This is a genomic window from Ruminococcus albus 7 = DSM 20455 (assembly GCF_000179635.2).
Classification (GTDB): Bacteria; Bacillota; Clostridia; order Oscillospirales; family Ruminococcaceae; genus Hominimerdicola; species Hominimerdicola alba.
Genome location: NC_014833.1, coordinates 2,968,152 through 2,986,578, shown reverse-complemented (window position 1 = coordinate 2,986,578; position 18,427 = coordinate 2,968,152). Strand labels below are relative to the sequence as shown.

Annotated in this window: 14 protein-coding genes and 1 other annotated feature; of the genes, 3 read left to right on the top strand and 11 right to left on the bottom strand. The window is 46.5% G+C overall.

What is annotated here, in order from left to right:
- The first annotated feature begins 31 nt into the window (after positions 1 to 31).
- Positions 32 to 1,522 carry a GH39 family glycosyl hydrolase gene (locus tag RUMAL_RS13465; RefSeq protein ID WP_013499251.1) on the top strand — a complete coding sequence of 497 codons (1,491 nt, stop codon included), beginning with the start codon at positions 32 to 34 and terminating at the stop codon, positions 1,520 to 1,522.
- An 83-nt stretch (positions 1,523 to 1,605) separates the two neighbouring features.
- Here the strand turns inward: RUMAL_RS13465 and RUMAL_RS13460 are convergent, their stop codons facing one another.
- The 9 genes from RUMAL_RS13460 to RUMAL_RS13420 form a co-directional block, all read right to left on the bottom strand.
- Entirely contained in the window at positions 1,606 to 2,139 is a 534-nt protein-coding gene (locus tag RUMAL_RS13460; protein ID WP_013499250.1) for a T6SS immunity protein Tdi1 domain-containing protein, read from the bottom strand.
- Positions 2,140 to 2,165: 26 nt separating this feature from the next.
- On the bottom strand, positions 2,166 to 3,383 hold the full coding sequence (locus tag RUMAL_RS13455; RefSeq protein WP_013499249.1) for a HAMP domain-containing sensor histidine kinase: 1,218 nt from the start codon (positions 3,381 to 3,383) through the stop codon (positions 2,166 to 2,168).
- Entirely contained in the window at positions 3,380 to 4,042 is a 663-nt protein-coding gene (locus RUMAL_RS13450) for a response regulator transcription factor (RefSeq protein WP_013499248.1), read from the bottom strand. The genes RUMAL_RS13455 and RUMAL_RS13450 overlap by 4 nt, the downstream gene beginning before the upstream one ends.
- A gap of 300 nt (positions 4,043 to 4,342) precedes the next feature.
- The gene (locus RUMAL_RS13445) at positions 4,343 to 5,113 is read right to left on the bottom strand and encodes an ABC transporter ATP-binding protein (RefSeq protein ID WP_013499247.1); all 771 of its coding nucleotides are present in this window, start codon (positions 5,111 to 5,113) and stop codon (positions 4,343 to 4,345) included.
- Positions 5,114 to 5,127: 14 nt separating this feature from the next.
- Positions 5,128 to 7,494 (bottom strand): ABC transporter permease, encoded by a 2,367-nt coding sequence (locus tag RUMAL_RS23015; RefSeq protein ID WP_013499246.1) that lies wholly within the window; start codon positions 7,492 to 7,494, stop codon positions 5,128 to 5,130.
- A gap of 978 nt (positions 7,495 to 8,472) precedes the next feature.
- The gene (asnA, locus tag RUMAL_RS13435) at positions 8,473 to 9,483 is read right to left on the bottom strand and encodes an aspartate--ammonia ligase (protein ID WP_013499245.1); all 1,011 of its coding nucleotides are present in this window, start codon (positions 9,481 to 9,483) and stop codon (positions 8,473 to 8,475) included.
- 207 nt (positions 9,484 to 9,690) lie between these two features.
- Complete coding sequence (locus RUMAL_RS13430; RefSeq protein ID WP_028504267.1) at positions 9,691 to 10,251, bottom strand: hypothetical protein; 561 nt, start codon at positions 10,249 to 10,251, stop codon at positions 9,691 to 9,693.
- 3 nt (positions 10,252 to 10,254) lie between these two features.
- A complete protein-coding gene (gene asnS, locus RUMAL_RS13425; RefSeq protein WP_013499243.1) occupies positions 10,255 to 11,628 on the bottom strand; it encodes an asparagine--tRNA ligase in 1,374 nt (457 codons plus the stop codon).
- 42 nt (positions 11,629 to 11,670) lie between these two features.
- A complete protein-coding gene (locus RUMAL_RS13420; protein WP_013499242.1) occupies positions 11,671 to 11,907 on the bottom strand; it encodes a hypothetical protein in 237 nt (78 codons plus the stop codon).
- A gap of 168 nt (positions 11,908 to 12,075) precedes the next feature.
- Positions 12,076 to 12,326: a binding site (T-box leader), on the bottom strand.
- A gap of 957 nt (positions 12,327 to 13,283) precedes the next feature.
- Between RUMAL_RS13420 and RUMAL_RS13415 the strand changes: the two genes are divergently transcribed.
- The gene (locus RUMAL_RS13415; RefSeq protein ID WP_013499241.1) at positions 13,284 to 13,967 is read left to right on the top strand and encodes a CAP domain-containing protein; all 684 of its coding nucleotides are present in this window, start codon (positions 13,284 to 13,286) and stop codon (positions 13,965 to 13,967) included.
- A gap of 327 nt (positions 13,968 to 14,294) precedes the next feature.
- Here RUMAL_RS13415 and RUMAL_RS13410 read toward each other — a convergent pair whose 3' ends face one another.
- Complete coding sequence (locus tag RUMAL_RS13410; RefSeq protein WP_013499240.1) at positions 14,295 to 15,455, bottom strand: HpcH/HpaI aldolase/citrate lyase family protein; 1,161 nt, start codon at positions 15,453 to 15,455, stop codon at positions 14,295 to 14,297.
- A 372-nt stretch (positions 15,456 to 15,827) separates the two neighbouring features.
- On the opposite strand from RUMAL_RS13410, the gene bglS reads away from it, so the two are divergent.
- Positions 15,828 to 17,054, top strand: coding sequence for a beta-glucanase (gene bglS, locus RUMAL_RS22855; RefSeq protein ID WP_013499239.1), 1,227 nt, complete (start codon positions 15,828 to 15,830; stop codon positions 17,052 to 17,054).
- 85 nt (positions 17,055 to 17,139) lie between these two features.
- On the opposite strand, the gene RUMAL_RS13400 is transcribed toward bglS, so the two are convergent.
- On the bottom strand, positions 17,140 to 18,372 hold the full coding sequence (locus RUMAL_RS13400) for a glycoside hydrolase family 5 protein (RefSeq protein WP_013499238.1): 1,233 nt from the start codon (positions 18,370 to 18,372) through the stop codon (positions 17,140 to 17,142).
- Positions 18,373 to 18,427: the final 55 nt, after the last annotated feature.

The window sequence follows — 18,427 nt, the reverse complement described above, 5'->3', positions numbered from 1 at the left end:
GCAGGCGGTGTTTTTTTAGGAGGAATATCCTATGGAAAAAACAGTCATTGATATAAATAACAGCATCCCCTTCAACAACAATGTTGATTACTGTGTCGGTACAGGCAGACTGGGTCTTGCGTTGACTGCTGAATATCTTGAACAGCTGAAATTCGTACAGCAGGAGATAGGCTTCAAAAATATCCGCGGACACGGTCTGTTCTGCGATGACGTTGCTATCTATCAGGAGTACGAGGAGGACGGTGTCACAAAGGTTGAGTATAACTACACCTATATCGACCGCATCTTTGACAGCTACCTTGAACTTGGTATACGCCCGTTTATCGAACTTGGCTTCATGCCCGAAAAAATGGCAAGCGGCACCCAGACCATTTTCTACTGGAAAGGCAATACCACTCCCCCCAAGGACTATAAACTCTGGACAGATATGGTCATCGCTCTGCTGAAACATCTGCGCTCACGCTACGGCGAGGAAGTACTCGACTGGAATATCGAGGTCTGGAACGAACCCAATCTCCCGGGATTCTGGTACAAGGCTGATATGGAAGAGTATTTCAGACTATTCAAGGAGACTTTCACAGCTATCAAGGCTTACGACGAACGTTTTCAGGTAGGCGGACCTGCTATCTGCGGTGTCAACGATGCTGAGTGGATACAGAAGTTCCTTGAATTCTGTAAAGCCGAGGGCATAATGCCCGATTCCGTTACCCGTCATCACTATACCGTTGAATTTCCCGAGCGCATTGGTCACTACGACTATTCAAAGCTTGAAGACCCTGTGGCAAGACTTGCAAACCTGCAGTCCACCCGCGATATCGTTGAAAGCTTCGATGAGTTCAAGGGTCTGCCTATACATATAACCGAATTCAGCACATCCTATACACCCAAGGGCGTTATCCACGATACCAACCTGAATGCGGCGTATCTTGCAGGTCAGCTTTCTCATCTGGGGGATATGAACACTTCCTATTCCTACTGGACATTCGGTGATGTCTTTGAAGAACAGGGCGTGCCCTTCACACCTTTCCACGGCGGATTCGGTCTGGTGGCAAACGGCTGTATACCCAAGCCCACTTTCTATACCTTTGCTTTCTTCAAGCAGCTGAAAAACTTCGGTACAGATTGCATCTTCCGTGATGATACCGCAGTTATCGTCAAGTCTGACAAAGGCTTTGCAGGCATTTTGTGGAATATTGACAGTGATGATTTCACCCGTACATTCACTTTGCCTGTCAGCGGCGAATATACCCTCATCACCAAAACAGTTGATGAAGATACCTGCAATCCCCTGAAACTGTGGCACGATATGGGCGAACCCTCATACCTCACCAAAGCACAGACAGAACTTCTCCGTGATTGCGCAAAGCCGCTTTTCGGCAGCGTTGTTATCTCCGCTGAAAAGGGAAGTGCTGATATCTCACTGACAGCAAAAAGAAACGGTGTAGTTTACTTTGAACTCACTCCCCGCACCTTCACCCCTGACCGCGGTTACGACTACGACAAGGTATTATCTTTCCACTGATACAAACTATATGTAAAACCGAGGGAGACCCTTTTGACAAGGATCTCCCTCAGAATTTTTTCTTGCTGACATCGGCAGATATCTTATATCTCACCGACCATGTTATAGATGAGTGCTATATGTTCTTTCATCTTCACTTTTTTCAGGTTGTTTACAGATTCATTTCCGCCCAGTGCAAGCAGAGGAACATAACCGAAACATTCATCGTATTCAAGTTCGCCGTATTTTTCTACAGCTTCATCGTATTGTTCAATAGTGAAAAATTCTTCATCAAGTTCACCGAACTCAACGTCCATCATAAAATACTTGAATCTCGCCTGGATAACATCATTGTCACCGTATCTGTATTTGACGATACCAAGAAATTCGTCTTTCTCCCATGTTATAATATCACCGAAAGCAGTCGCCATTATAGGTATCGAAACGTTCCCAAGAAAATAAGATCTTTCAAGCAGTGCCTGATATTCTTCCGGGTCAATTATCTTCAGATAGCCGTTATAGAATGTGCAGTAGCCATGTTCCTGCCATATCTCCAGATATTCATCGGGCAGTTTGCCGCGGTACTTCTCTATGGTCTCTTTGTCTACGTCTTTTACTTTTACAAAATCTTCGATCATGATATTTTCTCCTGTTTCGATTATTTTTATGCAAGCCTGACCACCAGCGTCACAAGAAAGCATTCGTCCTTGATATCCGCATATACCTCGCCCCCCATAAGTGCCATAAGCTTGCGGCATATAAACAGCCCCAGACCGTTGCCGCGTATATTGCCTGCGTTGCTGCCGCGGTGAAAGCTTTCAAATATCTGCGGCAGTTCTTTAGCTTCAATAGCACAGCCTGTGTTTTTTACTGTTACAAGTTCACAGCCGTCCATGGTGTCGAAGCATATCTCTATCCGTTTGCCGTCACCGTATTTTATGGCATTTTCTATTAGGTTCTGCAAACATTCCGCTATCCTGTCACCGTCGCAGCTGAGTATGCAGTCGTCATACTCGTTTATCACAAATTCAGTATGTGTAAGTTCCAGCTGCGGCTTGTATCTTGCCTCTATCCTTGATAGTATGCTGCTCAGGAATTCCTCACCCATGCTCACCTCAAATTCCATAAAGTCCTCGCTGGATGCCTTGGTTATCCTGCTAACGAAGTTTTCTATCTCGTCTGCACGTGCGTTGATATGTTCAGCAGCCTCACGCTGTTTTTCCGCGTCCTTGTATAATCCTCTCGACAGAGCCTTTGCATTCAGCTTGATAGCCGAAAGGGGAGTTTTGATATCGTGTGAAAGTGACAGCAGCAGGAGCTTTTTGTCCTTCTGCATAGTAAGTTCTTTGTTTCGCTTATCCTCAATGCTCTCCCTCAGCAGATTTACTCCCCATGTGAACTGCCCGAAGAACCTGCTCTTTTCTTCAGGCAGGGGCACTGCCAGATTTCCTTTTGCAAGCTCCTTGGGTACATCGTTGAGCCTGCCGAAGGGCTTTATTATATTCCTGTGGATGTATAAAAGCAGTACCGCCAGCACTGCGATCATCCCGACAAGTACTATATCCGTTATCAGCAGTATCTGTGAGCTGTTGTACATATCGTATTCAACGCGGTAGAGTCTTCCGTCTGCTTCCACTATAACATAGCTGTTGTTAGATGAGTACAGATCCCCGTCATCCTCGGTGAATACCCCTGTTATATGTGGATACTCAGAAATATCATAGCTTCCCGTATCTTCAATATCGTCTGCCAGCCGCTTTGCTTCCAGTCGGTATATGCCGTTTGTAACGGTGCTCTGCCTTGATATCTCATGGTTCAGGAATACTGCCAGCGCTATGAACAGTACCACTACTACCGCTGAAAGCTTTTTGAATGCACTCATACGAACTTGTACCCCACGCCCCATACTGTCAGCAGACGCTTTGCGCTCTTCGGGTCATCACCCAGCTTCTGCCGCAGACGGTTGATATGCACATGAAGTGTCTGCATCTCCGAATCGCTGTCGCTGCCCCATACATTATTGAACAGATATTCCTTTTTCAGTACCTTGTCCTTGTTCTGTACCAGCAGTGTCAGCAGGTCGAACTCCTTTACCGTCAGCTCAACTGCCTCACCGTCTATCTCGGCGGTTCTGTCAGCCAGGTTAAGCTTCACGCCGTCGGCAGATATGGTATCCAGCTGATATCTTCGCTTGAATATGCCCTTGATCTTTGCTATAAGTATGTCGATATCGTAGGGCTTTTCGATATAGTCATCCGCCCCGAGACCGAAGCCGTTCAGCTTGTCATCCTTGTCTGTACGGCAGCTTACGATGAGTATGGGCGTATCAGCCTGCTCCCTGAGTTTTGAACATACCGCGAACCCGTTCACATCAGGCAGATTTATATCCAGTACCACCAGCCTTGCACCGTATCTCTCAAAAAGCTGTAAAGCCCTGTCACCGCTTTCCACAGCTGAGACCGTGTATCCCTCCGCACGAAGAAAATCCGTCAGCAAAGAGGAAAGCTCAATATCATCTTCTACAATAAGTATATCCGTCATATTCTCCTCCGTAATATCTATCATGGTTATTCCTTTAACACACCATTACATAGTGCAATATAACAATGAATCATCGTGTTGATGTTATCCTTACTCCGCCTGCGGCGGGGGAAGGATAAACGCCGAGTGTTTCTGGTTCTGATATTACACCAAATTAATTGGTGAAATATCAGAACTGGAAATACCTGTATTTTATACAGCGCTTTGTAGTGGTGTGCTAAAGGGACAGCCATATATCTATATCACAACGCAAAGCAAGAGGCAAGCAGGATATCTCTTACCTCTTACATTTACGTTTCTTTACCAGCCCAGTTCCATCAGCCAGTTGTTCAGATCTCTTTCCCTGTCCCGAATGTCTTCCTTCTCACTGTCGAAACTGCCGAGCATCTTCTCACCCATGATGCCGCCGTCCACAATGAACAGTACCCTGCTGCACTTAGCAGCCACCTTAGGATCGTGTGTAACACACATGATAGTAGTACCGCTGCGGTTCAGCGTGGTAAGCTCATCCATTACCTCGTCTGAGCTTGCGCGGTTGAGGGCGCCTGTGGGTTCGTCAGCAAATATCATCTTCGGGGTATTTATAATGCTCCTGCATATACAGGCTCTCTGCAGCTGTCCTCCGGATACTTCGTTGATGTCGTTGTTTTCTATCTCCGCTATGCCCAGCTTACGCATCAGCGTTCTGCCGCGCTCCTCAGTCTGCTTTCTGCTCTCGCGGAGCTTCTTGGAGCTTACCGCAGGCAGTATAATATTGTCAAGCACCGAAAGGTTCTTCATCATGTACATCTGCTGGAATATGAATCCCATTTCGTCAAGCCTGAGCTCGGCAAGCTCTTTTTCACCGAGTCCTGTTATCTCCCTGCCGCAGAAGTTCACCTTTCCCGAAGTAACTCTGTCCATGCCGGAAAGACAGTACAGCAGCGTACTTTTGCCCGAGCCCGATGGCCCCATTACAGCCGTCATCTCACCCTCATTTATGGTAAGGTCGATATTTTTAAGTACGTTGTTCTGACGCTTGTTCACTATGTAAGTCTTGCAAAGACCCCTTGCCTGTAATACTGCAGCCATTATATCATCTCCCGTTATTCGATGCTTGCTGTGTCAGCCGCACGGATCGTTCTGGTGTAAAGTGATGTGAGCATGGCTCCCAAAACGGTTATGACTACAACTATCGCAGGGCATACCGCGAATACCTCGAATGCATTGAGATCACACCTGACCCCGGATACATCGCCTACCATTGAGCATATATAGTCCATCATCACGTTACTTATGGGCAGCAGTACTCCCGATGCGATACCGCAGGCTGCCAGTGCAACTATCACAAAGCGCAGTGTGTGCTGTGCGATTATGCTCCTGTCGGATATGCCCACAGCCTTCATCAGTGCTATCTCGCTCTTTTCCTTTGATATGAAGCTGCGTTCCATCAGTATAACTATCATAGCAGTAACTATCACAGTCAGTAACATCATCATTTTCTTTATCATGTTCAGCGTGTCAGAAAGACCTGTTGCTTCTTTTATCATATCGCTGGTGTTGTATACCTTCTCGCTGTTTATGGCTTTCTTTATCTTTGCTATGGCAGCATCTATATCATCCTTGTCATTGTCACCCGTCAGGCGTATCTGCAAGCCTGATCCGGTCATAATGCTGGATGTGACAAGTTCCGTATCAGGGTGCATAAGGCAGCAGTGTCCGCCGCCCATGAACGTTGAGTATTTTCCTGATATTATAAACTCCTTTGTGGTATCACCTATCTTTATCTTTACACGGTCACCTATCCCTGCACCGATGTCATCCATGGCGTAACCCGTCATCGCTATCTCATCTGTCTTTTCAGGCAGATATCCTTCACTGCATTTCAACAGATCATTCTCGCTGCCCTTGGTCACCATGCACATCTCTGTTTCAGTCTTATCTCCAAGGCTTACCTCATATCCGAAGCCTGCGGTAATGCTGCATTCGCCCTCTATGCCGTTTTCTTCCAGGATCTTTTCTGTCTTATTCATGACGTTTTTGTACTCATTGAAATCTACGAAGTATTCTCCGAAATATGATGTATCCATTATATGTATATCACTTGAAGGTACACCGAAAAGCCACAGCAGCTTATCGCTTTTAAGCGTCAGGGCGAATGTTGACATCAATGTTGTAAGCAGTATGCAAAGAGTGAATACCACAGTTATTATGCTGAACTGCTTAGGTGCGCTGAGTACATCGTTTATCGCCATAAATCCCGTTGCAGGCAGTTTTGAACTTCCCAGATGTATGATACTCTTCTTTTTGAAACGCTCACCTGTCTGACCGTTTCTTACTGCGTCTATGGGAGAGAACTTCTTTATCCTGCGGGTGCTGATGTAGCAGAACAGCATTATCAGCAATACTACCCCGATCGAACTGAGTATACCGATAGTGATATTATTGTTGCTTTCAAGCACTATGTCACGGGATACGGTTTTCATCATATATGCCGAAAGCGGTATAGATCCGAAGAAGCCTGCTGCTGCACCTGCGACCGATATCGCAAGATACTTTATCATATACAAAAAGCGTATACTGCCGTTATTGATACCGACCGCCTTCATAACACCTATCTCACGGAATTCTTCGCTTATTGTGAAACCTATGGTGAATCTCAGGACTATAAAAGCAGTCAGCATCAGCACTGCACTCACCATAAGCAGTGCGTATGCAGCCAGCATATCGTAAAGGAACGAACCCTTCATATCATCTCCGGTGTTTACGCGCATTGTCGGATAGTCCAGATCCTTTATCGCCTGCACATCATCGGTCTTGACGTACATGATCGTAACGTTGACCATTTTGTTGAACTTCCTGATCTCGGGATCGTTACTGATGATCTCGTGATCTGCACTGTTTACTATCAAATGTGGGGATGCGTTGCTCTGAGTGTCAAATATAACGCCCTTGGCTGCGCCTGCATACCTCAGTGAGAGTTTTGTGCTGCCTGTATCAAGTATTACCTCATCACCTATCCCGATCTCCTTGTCAAGACCTTTTGTAAACTGAGATGAAGCATAAAACCAGCCCTTGTCAACGCTCTCTATCACGTTATTGTCTTCATCGAAGTAGTTTATGCCCATTTCCTTATCGGAATGAACAAGGGGCGGATTGATGAAATTATCCATTTTTTTACCCTTGTACAACAACATCTTCGATTCCATTATGCTTATCAGGTGCTCGGTCTTCGTTTCATGCACAGACGGCAGTGCCTTGATCTTTTCTTCTGCATCTGTTTCAGCAGGAATGCTTACTATGGCATCCGGCATATCCGAGATCTCGAAATAGTGGTCGATACCTCCTGTTACCGCTGCGATATTGTTCATGCTGGCTGCTGCGAACAGCGAACTGAGTATCACGAACAGAAACAGTATGATATTCATAGTTTTTTTGCGTTTCAGGTCTTTTTTCATTATTCTGAAAAACATGATGTATTGCCCCTTTTCTTTTGTTCTGCCCACAGTGACACGGGCTGTGTTTTATCTGTGTGTATATGATAGCACATCAATTCTTAAATAGTCTTTAAATCGAAAAAGGACAACACAGTGCGATACATATACAATCATATTACCATACTTCCCCAAAAAAGTAAAGTCCCCCCTCGCGCGGTTACGCACCCCTCGCGCGGGTACGCAGTACGTCACGTACATGGCTAGTAAAGGGGAGTTGGTTGCTCGGTATCCGATGTAGGCTATGGTGGAGGATAGGGTGTCCCTCGCGCGGGTACGCAATACGTCACGTACATGGCTAGTAAAGGTGAGCTGGTTTCTCGGTATCCGATGTGGGTTATGGTGGAGGACAAGGTGTCCCTCGCGCGGGTACGCAGTACGTTACGTACATGGCTAGTAAAGGGAGTTTGCTTCTCGGTATCCGATGTGGTTTATGGTGGAGGATATGGTGTCCCTCGCGCGGGTACGCAGTACGTCACGTACATGGATAGTAAGGGAAGTTGGCTTCTCGGTATCCGATGTGGGTTATGGTGGAGGATAGGGTTTCCTCGCGTCGGATGACACAAAAAGAGCGTGGGCATATTGTTGCTCACGCTCATAATTGTACTTTTTTGATTTTCATACAAACAGCTGCCGAGTGGCAAATTTCCCGACATCACAATGTCAGTGACGTGTCGAGCCGTCCGCCCGAGGACTTTTCCGTTATAGCTGACAATGGCTACCGAGAAACATACTGACCGAACTAACCATATAAGTGACGAGTTGCGAACCCGCGCGAGGGATTTTTCCGTTATAGCTAACAATGGCTACCGAGAAACATACTGACCGAACTTACCATGTAAGTGACGTGTCGAGCCGTCCGCCCGAGGACTTTTCCGTTATAGCTAACAATGGCTACCGAGAAACATACTTCCCGACATCACTATGTAAGTGACGTGTTGCGAACCCGCGCGAGGGCTAGAGGAGGGTTATGCCTTTTTCTGCGCACTTTTCTATCATATCCTCAGGCCAGATGCTGGACTGTACCTCACCGATGTGTGCCTTTTCAAGCAGAAGCATACAAAGTCTGGACTGACCGATACCGCCGCCTATGGTCAGGGGAAGTGTGCCGTTTGCTATCATCTTGTGATAGTCATACTGCATCCTGTCCTCAGCGCCTGCTTCTTTCAGCTGTGAAGCCAGTGACTTTTCATCAACACGGATACCCATAGAGGATATCTCGATAGCGTTGTCAAGTACCTCGTTCCAGAAGAAGATATCGCCGTTCAGTGACCAGTCATCGTAGTCGGGGGCTCTGCCGTCGTGCTTTTCTCCGCTCTTCAGCTTGCCGCCTATCTTCATTATGAATACTGTACCATGCTCCTTGGTGATGAGTCTTTCTCTCTCCTTGGAGGTCTTGTCGGGGTACATATCTTCAAGTTCCTGTGTGGTCACAAAGAATACGTCTTCGCTTACTGTGTTTTTCAGCTGGGGATATCTCAGGCTGACCTTTCTCTTGGTGTATACTATCGCCTTGACTACGCACTTAACGGTATCTTTCAGGAAATCCTCGGTGCGCTGGTCACGTCTGATGACCTTTTCCCAGTCCCACTGGTCAACGAAAATGGAGTGGAGGTTGTCGGTATCGTCATCGCGGCGGATAGCGTTCATATCGGTGTATATGCCCTCGCCTGCCTGATATCCGTAGCGGTAGAGAGCCATTCTCTTCCACTTAGCCAGTGACTGTACTACCTCAGCCTTGCCTTCGATCTCCTTGATATCGAAATCAACCTTGCGCTCAACGCCGTTGAGGTCGTCGTTTATACCGCTGCCTTGTCTTACAATAAGGGGTGCGGATACTCTGTCCAGCATAAGCTGTATGGAAAGTGCCTGCTGGAATACATCTTTTATGTACTTGATAGCGTGCTGAGTTTCTCTCAGCGACAGTGCCGAGGTATAGCCCTCAGGCAGATAAAGTGATTTTGACATAAGTTCACTACCTTTCAAAACTTACAAAAACGAAAAGACGCTCCGACCGCCTCAGCGACCGGAACGTCCTTGTTCCTAAACTATGCATTAAGTATACACTAAAACTGCATAAATGTCAAGAGGTTTTGCTCGATTTTTCCGTCTTATCTTATTTTTAATGTATAATCGCGGATATCTTTTGCAGGATATATCATATCCTCATTCATTTTAAAAATCAAGTATCATCACGGGATGATATCTTTTCTTGCTCCGCCTGACTATAAGATTCACATATCTTCCTGCTTCAGCTTTAGTTCCGCTGACGAATGTTGTGTTCTGAGCAAAAATGAAGTATCCCAGCCTTTGCATATCGTAATAAACTGCGGCGGCATCGGTGCTCCTGCTCCTGAAAACAAAGGCTTTTACTTTCATAAGACTTGATACATCTCTCAGCCTGAACAGGCGGCAGAGCATATCAGCTATCGCTGCGGCACAGATCGGTAAAGCGCCAAATACAAGAAGGAGATCCCACATAATTGCGGAAAAACCGAATATTGCCAGCGCTATCCCGCACCACAGCAATCTGATTTTCACGATATGCCCCTTTATCATCGCCATGACGGGCGGGTCTATCGCACCTCTGTTCTCCGAGGATATAAGTTCGTCTTTGATGCGCATATCCAGCTTTCGCAGGCATTTTTTGTCAGCACTGTAACGGTGATATCTCATAATTGCAAAGGGCAGCACAAATATTATCAGCCCAAGCAGAACAGGCATGATACGTTCCATTTATTATCTGATAGAACCAACAGTTCTGGGGAACATAATTACGTCTCTGATGTTCTGTACGCCTGTTACGTACATGATAAGTCTTTCAAAGCCCAGACCGAAGCCGCCGTGGGGAACGGTACCGAACTTTCTCAGGTCGAGGTAATCGCTGTACAGGTCGAGGTTCATATTTCTCTCCTTCATAGCGGCGATGAGCTTATCGTAATCAGCCTCTCTCTCGCTGCCGCCGATTATCTCGCCGACGCCGGGAACAAGAAGGTCAACTGCTGCAACGGTCTTGCCGTCGGGGTTCTGCTTCATGTAGAAGCTCTTGATATCCTTGGGGTAATCGGTAACGAATACAGCCTTCTTGAATACCTTTTCGGAGAGGTATCTCTCGTGCTCGGTCTGGAGGTCGCAGCCCCAGTCAACGGGATATACGAACTTCTCGCCAGACTTTTTCAGCAGTTCGATAGCCTCAGTATAAGTAACTCTGCCGAATTCGTGGCTGATGAGTTCTTCAAGTCTTGCTTTCAGACCCTTTTCAAAGTGTGCGTCAAAGAAAGCTATCTCATCGGGGCACTTTTCAAGTACGGTACCGATAACGTGCTTTACCATATCCTCGGCTACCTCGATAACGTCTTCCAGTTCAGCGAAAGCTATCTCGGGCTCAACGTGCCAGAACTCAGCAAGGTGCTTGGGGGTGTTGGAGTTCTCTGCTCTGAAAGAGGGTCCGAAGGTGTATATCTTACCCATAGCGGTAGCAGCCATTTCGCCCTCAAGCTGACCGGAAACGGAAAGTCCTGCTCTTCTGCCGAAGAAATCAGCTGCATCGTAATCGTCCTCGGTCTTGTACTCGGTGGAGTAACCTATGGTTGTTACGCGGAACATCTCGCCTGCGCCCTCACAGTCAGAACCTGTTATCAGAGGAGTGTTGACGTAAACGAAGTTTCTTTCCTGATAATACTGATGTATAGCCTGTGCCAGTACGGAACGTATCCTCATAACTGCGTTGAAGGTGTTTGTTCTGCCGCGGAGGTGGGGCATTGTACGCAGAAATTCAAGGGTGTGACCCTTCTTCTGCAGAGGATAATCCTGAGGGCAGTCGCCCAGCAGAGTGATATCTGCGGGGGTAACATTTATCTCGGCAGCGTTTCTGCCTTCAACAAGTGCGCCCGTAACTTTCAGGGAACAGCCCACACGGGGGATATCCTTATAATCGGGGTCGTCAGCCTTGTCGATAACTATCTGGATATTTTTCAGTGATGTGCCGTCGTTGAGTTCAACGAAAGCCACGTTCTTAGAATTTCTTGATGTTCTTACCCAACCGCAGACTGTTACCTGCTGTCCGATAAGTTCCTTGTTTGTAAGTACTTCCTTAATGTCGATATGTTTCATGATGATCTTTTCCTTTCTCTATGAAAATTAAATTCTTTTAGATCATTCCGTTCGGAATTTTAGTTTATGTGGTTCAGCTGCGCGGAGTTCTATATAGCCGCATTTACGGCAGACCAGACAATTCACTCCCGATTGCACAGGTGCTGAAAGAATGCCTTTTCGCGTGCGCTTAACTATGGGCTGCGATCCCATATATGTATATGTTTCAAAAATTGCTTCTATCATCTCTGTACCGCACCGCAGGCACTTTATATTATTGTTATTATCGGTATCGTTCATATAAAACCCCCATACCCCAAACGTCAGCTTTGCTGATGTTGTGCACACCAAAACCCTCACGCTCGGGAAGCCTTGACGCTCCGCGACCCTGTCAACACAATTAATGAACACACTAACGCTTCGCTTTTAGTGTTATGAATTATGAATTAAAAAAGGCTCCCGTCCCGATAACAGGACGAAAGCCATAGACTTCGCGGTACCACCTGAATTTACAAGCGCTCAAAAGCTTAAAAAAAGTATCCGAGCGTTGTCACTCTTATCCTCATAACGTGAGGAACACGTCTTTCCTACTTGGCAGAATGCCGTTGGGTCTGCCGCTCACGGGTGTTATTCACAAAGGCTCTGCTGCGCGGCTCACACCTCTCCCGCGCTCTCTGTGAGTGAATACCAGAGTTACTTCTCCCGGTCATAGCGTTTCAAAAATATTGTGTACATTATAGCACTTTTCCATTCGCTTGTCAAGGGGGGGATAAAAATATTTTTTCGGTTATCCTGCTGACACACCAACTTGATCCGTGTAATACTGAAACGGACATACACGGCGGTTATCCTTCCCCCGCCGCAGGCGGGGGAAGGATAACATAAACAAGTTGATCCATTGTTATATAGCATTTTGTGGTGGTGTGTTAAAGGGATAGCCATAAATATTTTTGTTTTCCTGAATGACGGCTGTTCAACACAATAAATAAGCAGTTATCGTTATGGCGTAAAAATATATATGGGCTCGCGGATGATCGGGTCGATACCGCGAGTATTGTCAAGATGCTGAGGACTTTCTCCGGTTATACAGTATGACACGCACCTCATATCCCGTAGTCATATTCGGCGCTGCCTGCCATCGTGCGCATAAGCGGTAGAAATATCAGGTAACGAAGCTTTATCCAACATCCGCACTCACGTACCCCGATGGCGATAGTGTCGGCTGCGTTTACATCGTTTCACGCTTCGCAAACTCGGTCAGTATCTCGGTCGGGCATCGTAGTGTCGGCGGTGGCTTCGTTCTGTTTGTCGGGCATTAAAAATTTATGCCTTTCTACTATCAGCGATTTTGGTCGAAAAGTTGTACGTTTTTGTACAACTTTTGCAGAAATATGTCCGAGTTAAAAATAAAATCATTTGTTTGCACAATGATGAGGCACGTAATATGTATGTTCTGACAAAGAATTTGGATGCGAAAACGATGACAGTGTAATAAAGGGTGTACTAAAAGTTAAATTACATATATTAACAGTTGATTCATTTACATTTGTTTATATATGTTGTGTAATATGGTATAATATCCGCATGAAAGGGAATGCGATGCTGTTAATTATGTATAAATTTATACAGAAAACAGCCGCAATTATGAACAGAGAAGATCTGACAGGAGGATAGTAATGGTAAAGAAGATCATCGCATTAGCTGCTGCGGCAGTTATGAGTGTCGGGTGCATTTCGGCGAGCGCTGCGACATACGGCAAGGTAGATATCAATCTGGACGGAAAAGTAAATGTAACGGATCTGTCGATGCTTTCAGCCTATATCAAGGGCAAAAAGGCGATATATACAAGTGTTGTTTCCTCAGCCGATCTTAATCGCGACGGCAGAGTGAATGTCACGGATATATCCATGCTGGCTTCATACGTCAAGGGCGGTACAAAAGCCCGTGAGACCACTATGAGTCAGCTTGCTAAAGAACTGGCTGTGCTTGTGAACAATGAGCGCAGATCACGCGGATTGACTGCTTATGTTTATTCATCCGAGCTGAGCGCTGCTGCCTCAAAGAGAGCACAGGAGATCTCAAAGGTGTTTGACCACAAAAGACCCGACGGCAGGGATTGCTTCACGGTGCTGCCCGAATACGGTATAAGTATTACTTCAGCAGGTGAGAACATAGCCTATGGTCAGGATTCGCCAAAAAGCGCTTTCAACGGCTTCATGAATTCCGCTCCCCACCGTTCAAGTATACTTGATGCCAATAAGAAGTATCTTGGCGTAGGCGTTTACCGCGACGGCAACGGTACTCTCTACTGGGTGCAGCTTTTCGCAAGCGGCAGCGGTATGTCCGGCTCGCAGGTGTAACTTATAAATGATCACTCCCGCAGAGGGTGGGTGCTTATACAGAATATTTGTGGTAACTACTGGAGGAAACCTTTCTGAAGAAAGGTTATCCTCCAGACCTCTTTCCAAAGACTTCTATTTCTATTTGGCAGGGGCAGACATTCTCTCAAAGAACAGAGAATGTCTGCTTTTTGTTGTGCTATAATAGTATAGCTGCCCCTGCCAAATAGAGTTAAAAGTTTTCGGAAAGGAGTTTGAGGGAAACCCTTTTTCAAAAGGGTTTCCCTCAATAATTATCACAAACGTTCTATATGGACACCCACCCTCTGCGGGAGTGACTATTGTATGTTATACGTGACCGATGTCGGTTGTGGAGAAGAGTTTTACGTAGGCGCGTTGATTTTCGATAACGCCGAAGGCGCGGGCTCTCATATATATTTTTACTGCCCAGTTTGTGTGGGGGCGGATCTCGTTCATTTTATTACTGCCCGAGCCTTTGACAACTCCGCCGGCCTTATTGCCGAGTATCATACAGGCATCGTCGTATTCCTCTTTGGTGACAGCCATGAGGGCATTTACGAACCTGACGTGGGAGGGGTGTATGACTGTTCTGCCGATGAAGCCGTTGGCTTTATCGAGTATGACTTCGCGGAGAAGGCCGTCGATCTCGCTGTTGACGATAGTCTGTCTTTTGAGCAGGCAATCATCGAGGCTGTGGGTAGGTAATTCACCGAACATAAGCTCTTTCGGGGCGCGGAAGTATTCCCACACGGGGCCCGATATGACGTAGTCATTATTTCTGCCGCACACATTGATTATATCGCACAGGCATTCGCGGACGGTGAGTATATCGTATATTGAATGGTCAACGCCGCGTCTTACGCCGAATACCGACGAAAAATCCGTACCGCCGACGCGCACCTGCAGTACCAGATCGCGGTATTTGTCGAGGATATTCTTTATACCGAGCAGTTCGGTCATGCGGCTTTCCTTATAGGCTACCTCGGGGCTTTCGATAATGGGCATACCGTAGAGGATATCACCGAGTTTTTCGTTAAGCTCTCTGAGAAGTGAGAAGTAGCCTTCGCCGTTAACGGAATTGAATTTCGGGAAATTAATGCCGCACAGCACTTTTGATCTGCGCTTGTTCAGACCCTGAGCGAAGTGGCTGAACTGTTCAAGATTCCTGATCCTGACGAATATCAGCGGAACTTTATCCGGAGAAAGCGTGCCCTGTTCGGTAGCGAATGCGACTGTATCCAGCAGTCGGTAGACATTTTTTTCGGCAGCCTCGACACTATCCTCGGGACAGGCATCTTCAAAGCACAGCACCACGGTGGTAAGCCCCGGCATAGCACCGCTGAGTATCTTCGGGGTGAAGTCCTTAGTACCGGGCATATACATGGTGGCACCAAGGCAGTACTGCAAAAGCTCCCTGTCGGTATACTTGTTGAAATCCTCCGGGGGAGAGATGAATTTGAAATCCGGATTATACAGATGATGACGCATCGGATAACGACCTTTCAGAATAAACTGTTACTGTTATATTATATCATTTGCTGAATGATATGTCAATGAAAATACCTGGAAAGTCGGTTTGACATGGCACTACAAAAGTTAAAATGTATGCTTTGGAAATATGAGGTTCATTTGTAGTTAACAGGAATTTGTTCGTTTTTTAATATCAAATAACAATGAAAAAATATCAAATACTTAATGTAACTTTTGTGGGATATTCGATTTTTGATAAAAACTTATATGTTTTTAATATATTTTTCAGAAATACGATGATATAATGTAGCTGTCATAAGGGACAGAAAAACCGAACATCAACTAAAAAAAATGTGCTGAATGCACAGTTAACAGATGGAGGTAATTGAAATGAAAGTAAAGAGGATAGTAAGTTTTCTGACAGCTGCAGCCATATCTGCGAGCATGATGCTCAGTGCAAGCGCAGCGGAACGTTTCAACGGAAGTTATTTCGGAACGGGATTTGACAGCTACGAGTGGGGCACTATGGAAGCTTCTGACGGCTGGTCAAACGGTGGTATGTTCGACTGCACCTGGAGCAGGAACAATGTACAGTTCTCGGGCGGAAAGATGAATCTTTCCATAACGGGCAACAGCTGGCAGGGCTACAAGGGTGCTGAGTACCGTACCACAAAGACCTTTGGTTTTGGTATGTACGATGTAAGCATGAAGCCTATCAAGAATGACGGCGTAGTAAGCTCGTTCTTCACCTACACAGGACCTTCGGACGGCACTGTATGGGACGAGATAGATATTGAATTCCTGGGAAAGAACACCAATCAGGTACAGTTCAACTATTACACCAGGGGACAGGGCAATCACGAGTATGTATACAATCTCGGATTCGATGCTTCGCAGAGTTTCCACCAGTACGGATTCTACTGGGACAAAAGCAGTATAACCTGGTATGTTGACAAGAAGCCTGTATACACAGCTTACAGGGATATCCCACAGACACCCGGCAAGATAATGATGAACGTATGGAACGGCAAGGGCGTTGATGAATGGCTGAACCATTACAATGGCAGAGCGCCCCTTACTGCACAGTACGACTGGATATCCTACACTGCACCCAACGGCAGCAGCAATACTCAGCAGAAGCAGAACAATAACAACCAGCAGAACAACAATAACAACAGCGGCTCCTTCAATTCAAGACAGAAGTACGCTATAAAGTCTGTAAACAGCGGCAAGGCACTTGATGTAAGCTGGGGCAGCAAGGATGACGGTGCTAATGTACTTCAGTACAGATACAGCGGCTATGAGAACCAGAAATGGTACCTTGAAAAGCAGTGGGACGGCTACTATGTCATCAAGTGTGCCAACAGCGGCAAAGCTCTTGACGTAAGCTGGGGTGACAAGAATGACGGCGCAAACGTTCAGCAGTGCAGCGTGAACGGCAGTGACGCTCAGAAATGGGAGCTCAGGAAGGTAGGCAGCAGCTACGCCCTTATAAACAAAAACAGCGGCAAGGCACTGGATGTTGAAGGAAGATCTAAAAACGATAATGCAAATGTTCTCCAGTGGAGATACACAGGCGCTAGTAACCAGCTTTGGAATATCGAAGCAGTTAACTGATAAACCCTCAAGAAAAACGACAGCGGCAGCGGTGGATATCATCGCTGCCGTTGTCGTTGTAGTAGTATATGGAATCAGCCAGGAATTATTTTGAGTGTTCGATCAAAGCATCGGTAACGGTATCGGTGAACCATGAGCAGTTATTTCTGTCAAAGATACCGAAAAGCTCGTTGCCTGAGGAGTAGTAGCCGTTATCCCACCATACGCATGGGATGCCGCCCAGCTTTTCGGCATAGTCCAGATAGCAGGATACCCACTCGGCACGTTCTTCATCGTTGTTGTCCTTATTGACAGCGCCGTACTCGGTCAGTATGACGGGGACGTTCTTGTCGATAAATGTTTCTTTGAGGTCTGACATAAGGGATATTATCTCGCCCTCGTGACTTTCATCCCATTCAAAAAGCTCCCAGTCGGCATTGGCATTATAGGTGAAGGCATAGGGGGTGTATGCGTGTATCGAGAAACCGATATGCTCGTCTTCGGGTATGGCTGCATCCCTTATAGCCTTGCCCATGCTGGATGATGCGTATGTAGTCATGAGCAGCAGTCGCTTTTCGTTATTGCCGCCTGTTGCACGTACGGTATCAAGGAAGGTCTTGTTCAGCCTGTCGATGCAGCGTCTGCCTTCTTCGGTGCCGCCGTTCCATTCTTCGGGAGAACCCTTTACGCGGGGCTCGTTCAGACCTTCAAATATCAGGTGGTCGCCGTAATCCCTGAAGCGTTCAGCTATCTGTTTCCAGATGGCAGCGGTCTTTTCATCGACAGTGTCGATATGCTCGTTATCGGGTATTCGCCAGTCCTCCTCATGGTGGGAGTTGATTATAACGAAAGCGCCGTCGTCATAGGCATAGTTAACTACCTCCTGCACACGATCCAGCCATGCTTCGTCTATCTTGTAGTCGGGAGCCTCACCTACGTGGTTGCCCCAGGTAACGGGCATACGTATAACATCGAAGCCCTTGTTGTATACTGCGTCTATCATTTCCTGAGTGGTTTTTGGATTGCCCCAGCTGACCTCGGACTCCACACCTGAGCCGCCTGTGGCATCAAGGGAGTTTCCAAGATTCCAGCCTGTTTTCATTTCGCCCACAAGCTCCATGGCGGATATATCCCTGACCTCACCGCTGCGTGCAAGATCTGTCGGGACGGTGGTATCATCATTGTTGTCGGTATTATTTTCTGAACTTTCTTCTGCAGCGGAAGATGCTGCTTTTTCGGCTTTGGAAGATGAACTGCTGTTTCCCTGTCCGCAGGAGGAAAGTACTGCGGAACATACAGCTAGTGCGGAAATAAGTGTGATGATATTCTTTTTGTTCATAGCTGTCACCTCGGTAGTTCGTCGGTATACGTGGTTGTCTTTATAAACATTTTAA

Bases quoted from the DNA above. Each gene is read 5' to 3' on its own strand.
- RUMAL_RS13465 (WP_013499251.1), top strand. From the start codon at position 32: ATGGAAAAAACAGTCATTGATATAAATAACAGCATCCCCTTCAACAAC.
- RUMAL_RS13460 (WP_013499250.1), bottom strand. From the start codon at position 2,139: ATGATCGAAGATTTTGTAAAAGTAAAAGACGTAGACAAAGAGACCATA.
- RUMAL_RS13455 (WP_013499249.1), bottom strand. From the start codon at position 3,383: ATGAGTGCATTCAAAAAGCTTTCAGCGGTAGTAGTGGTACTGTTCATA.
- RUMAL_RS13450 (WP_013499248.1), bottom strand. From the start codon at position 4,042: ATGACGGATATACTTATTGTAGAAGATGATATTGAGCTTTCCTCTTTG.
- RUMAL_RS13445 (WP_013499247.1), bottom strand. From the start codon at position 5,113: ATGGCTGCAGTATTACAGGCAAGGGGTCTTTGCAAGACTTACATAGTG.
- RUMAL_RS23015 (WP_013499246.1), bottom strand. From the start codon at position 7,494: ATGTTTTTCAGAATAATGAAAAAAGACCTGAAACGCAAAAAAACTATG.
- asnA (WP_013499245.1), bottom strand. From the start codon at position 9,483: ATGTCAAAATCACTTTATCTGCCTGAGGGCTATACCTCGGCACTGTCG.
- RUMAL_RS13430 (WP_028504267.1), bottom strand. From the start codon at position 10,251: ATGGAACGTATCATGCCTGTTCTGCTTGGGCTGATAATATTTGTGCTG.
- asnS (WP_013499243.1), bottom strand. From the start codon at position 11,628: ATGAAACATATCGACATTAAGGAAGTACTTACAAACAAGGAACTTATC.
- RUMAL_RS13420 (WP_013499242.1), bottom strand. From the start codon at position 11,907: ATGAACGATACCGATAATAACAATAATATAAAGTGCCTGCGGTGCGGT.
- RUMAL_RS13415 (WP_013499241.1), top strand. From the start codon at position 13,284: ATGGTAAAGAAGATCATCGCATTAGCTGCTGCGGCAGTTATGAGTGTC.
- RUMAL_RS13410 (WP_013499240.1), bottom strand. From the start codon at position 15,455: ATGCGTCATCATCTGTATAATCCGGATTTCAAATTCATCTCTCCCCCG.
- bglS (WP_013499239.1), top strand. From the start codon at position 15,828: ATGAAAGTAAAGAGGATAGTAAGTTTTCTGACAGCTGCAGCCATATCT.
- RUMAL_RS13400 (WP_013499238.1), bottom strand. From the start codon at position 18,372: ATGAACAAAAAGAATATCATCACACTTATTTCCGCACTAGCTGTATGT.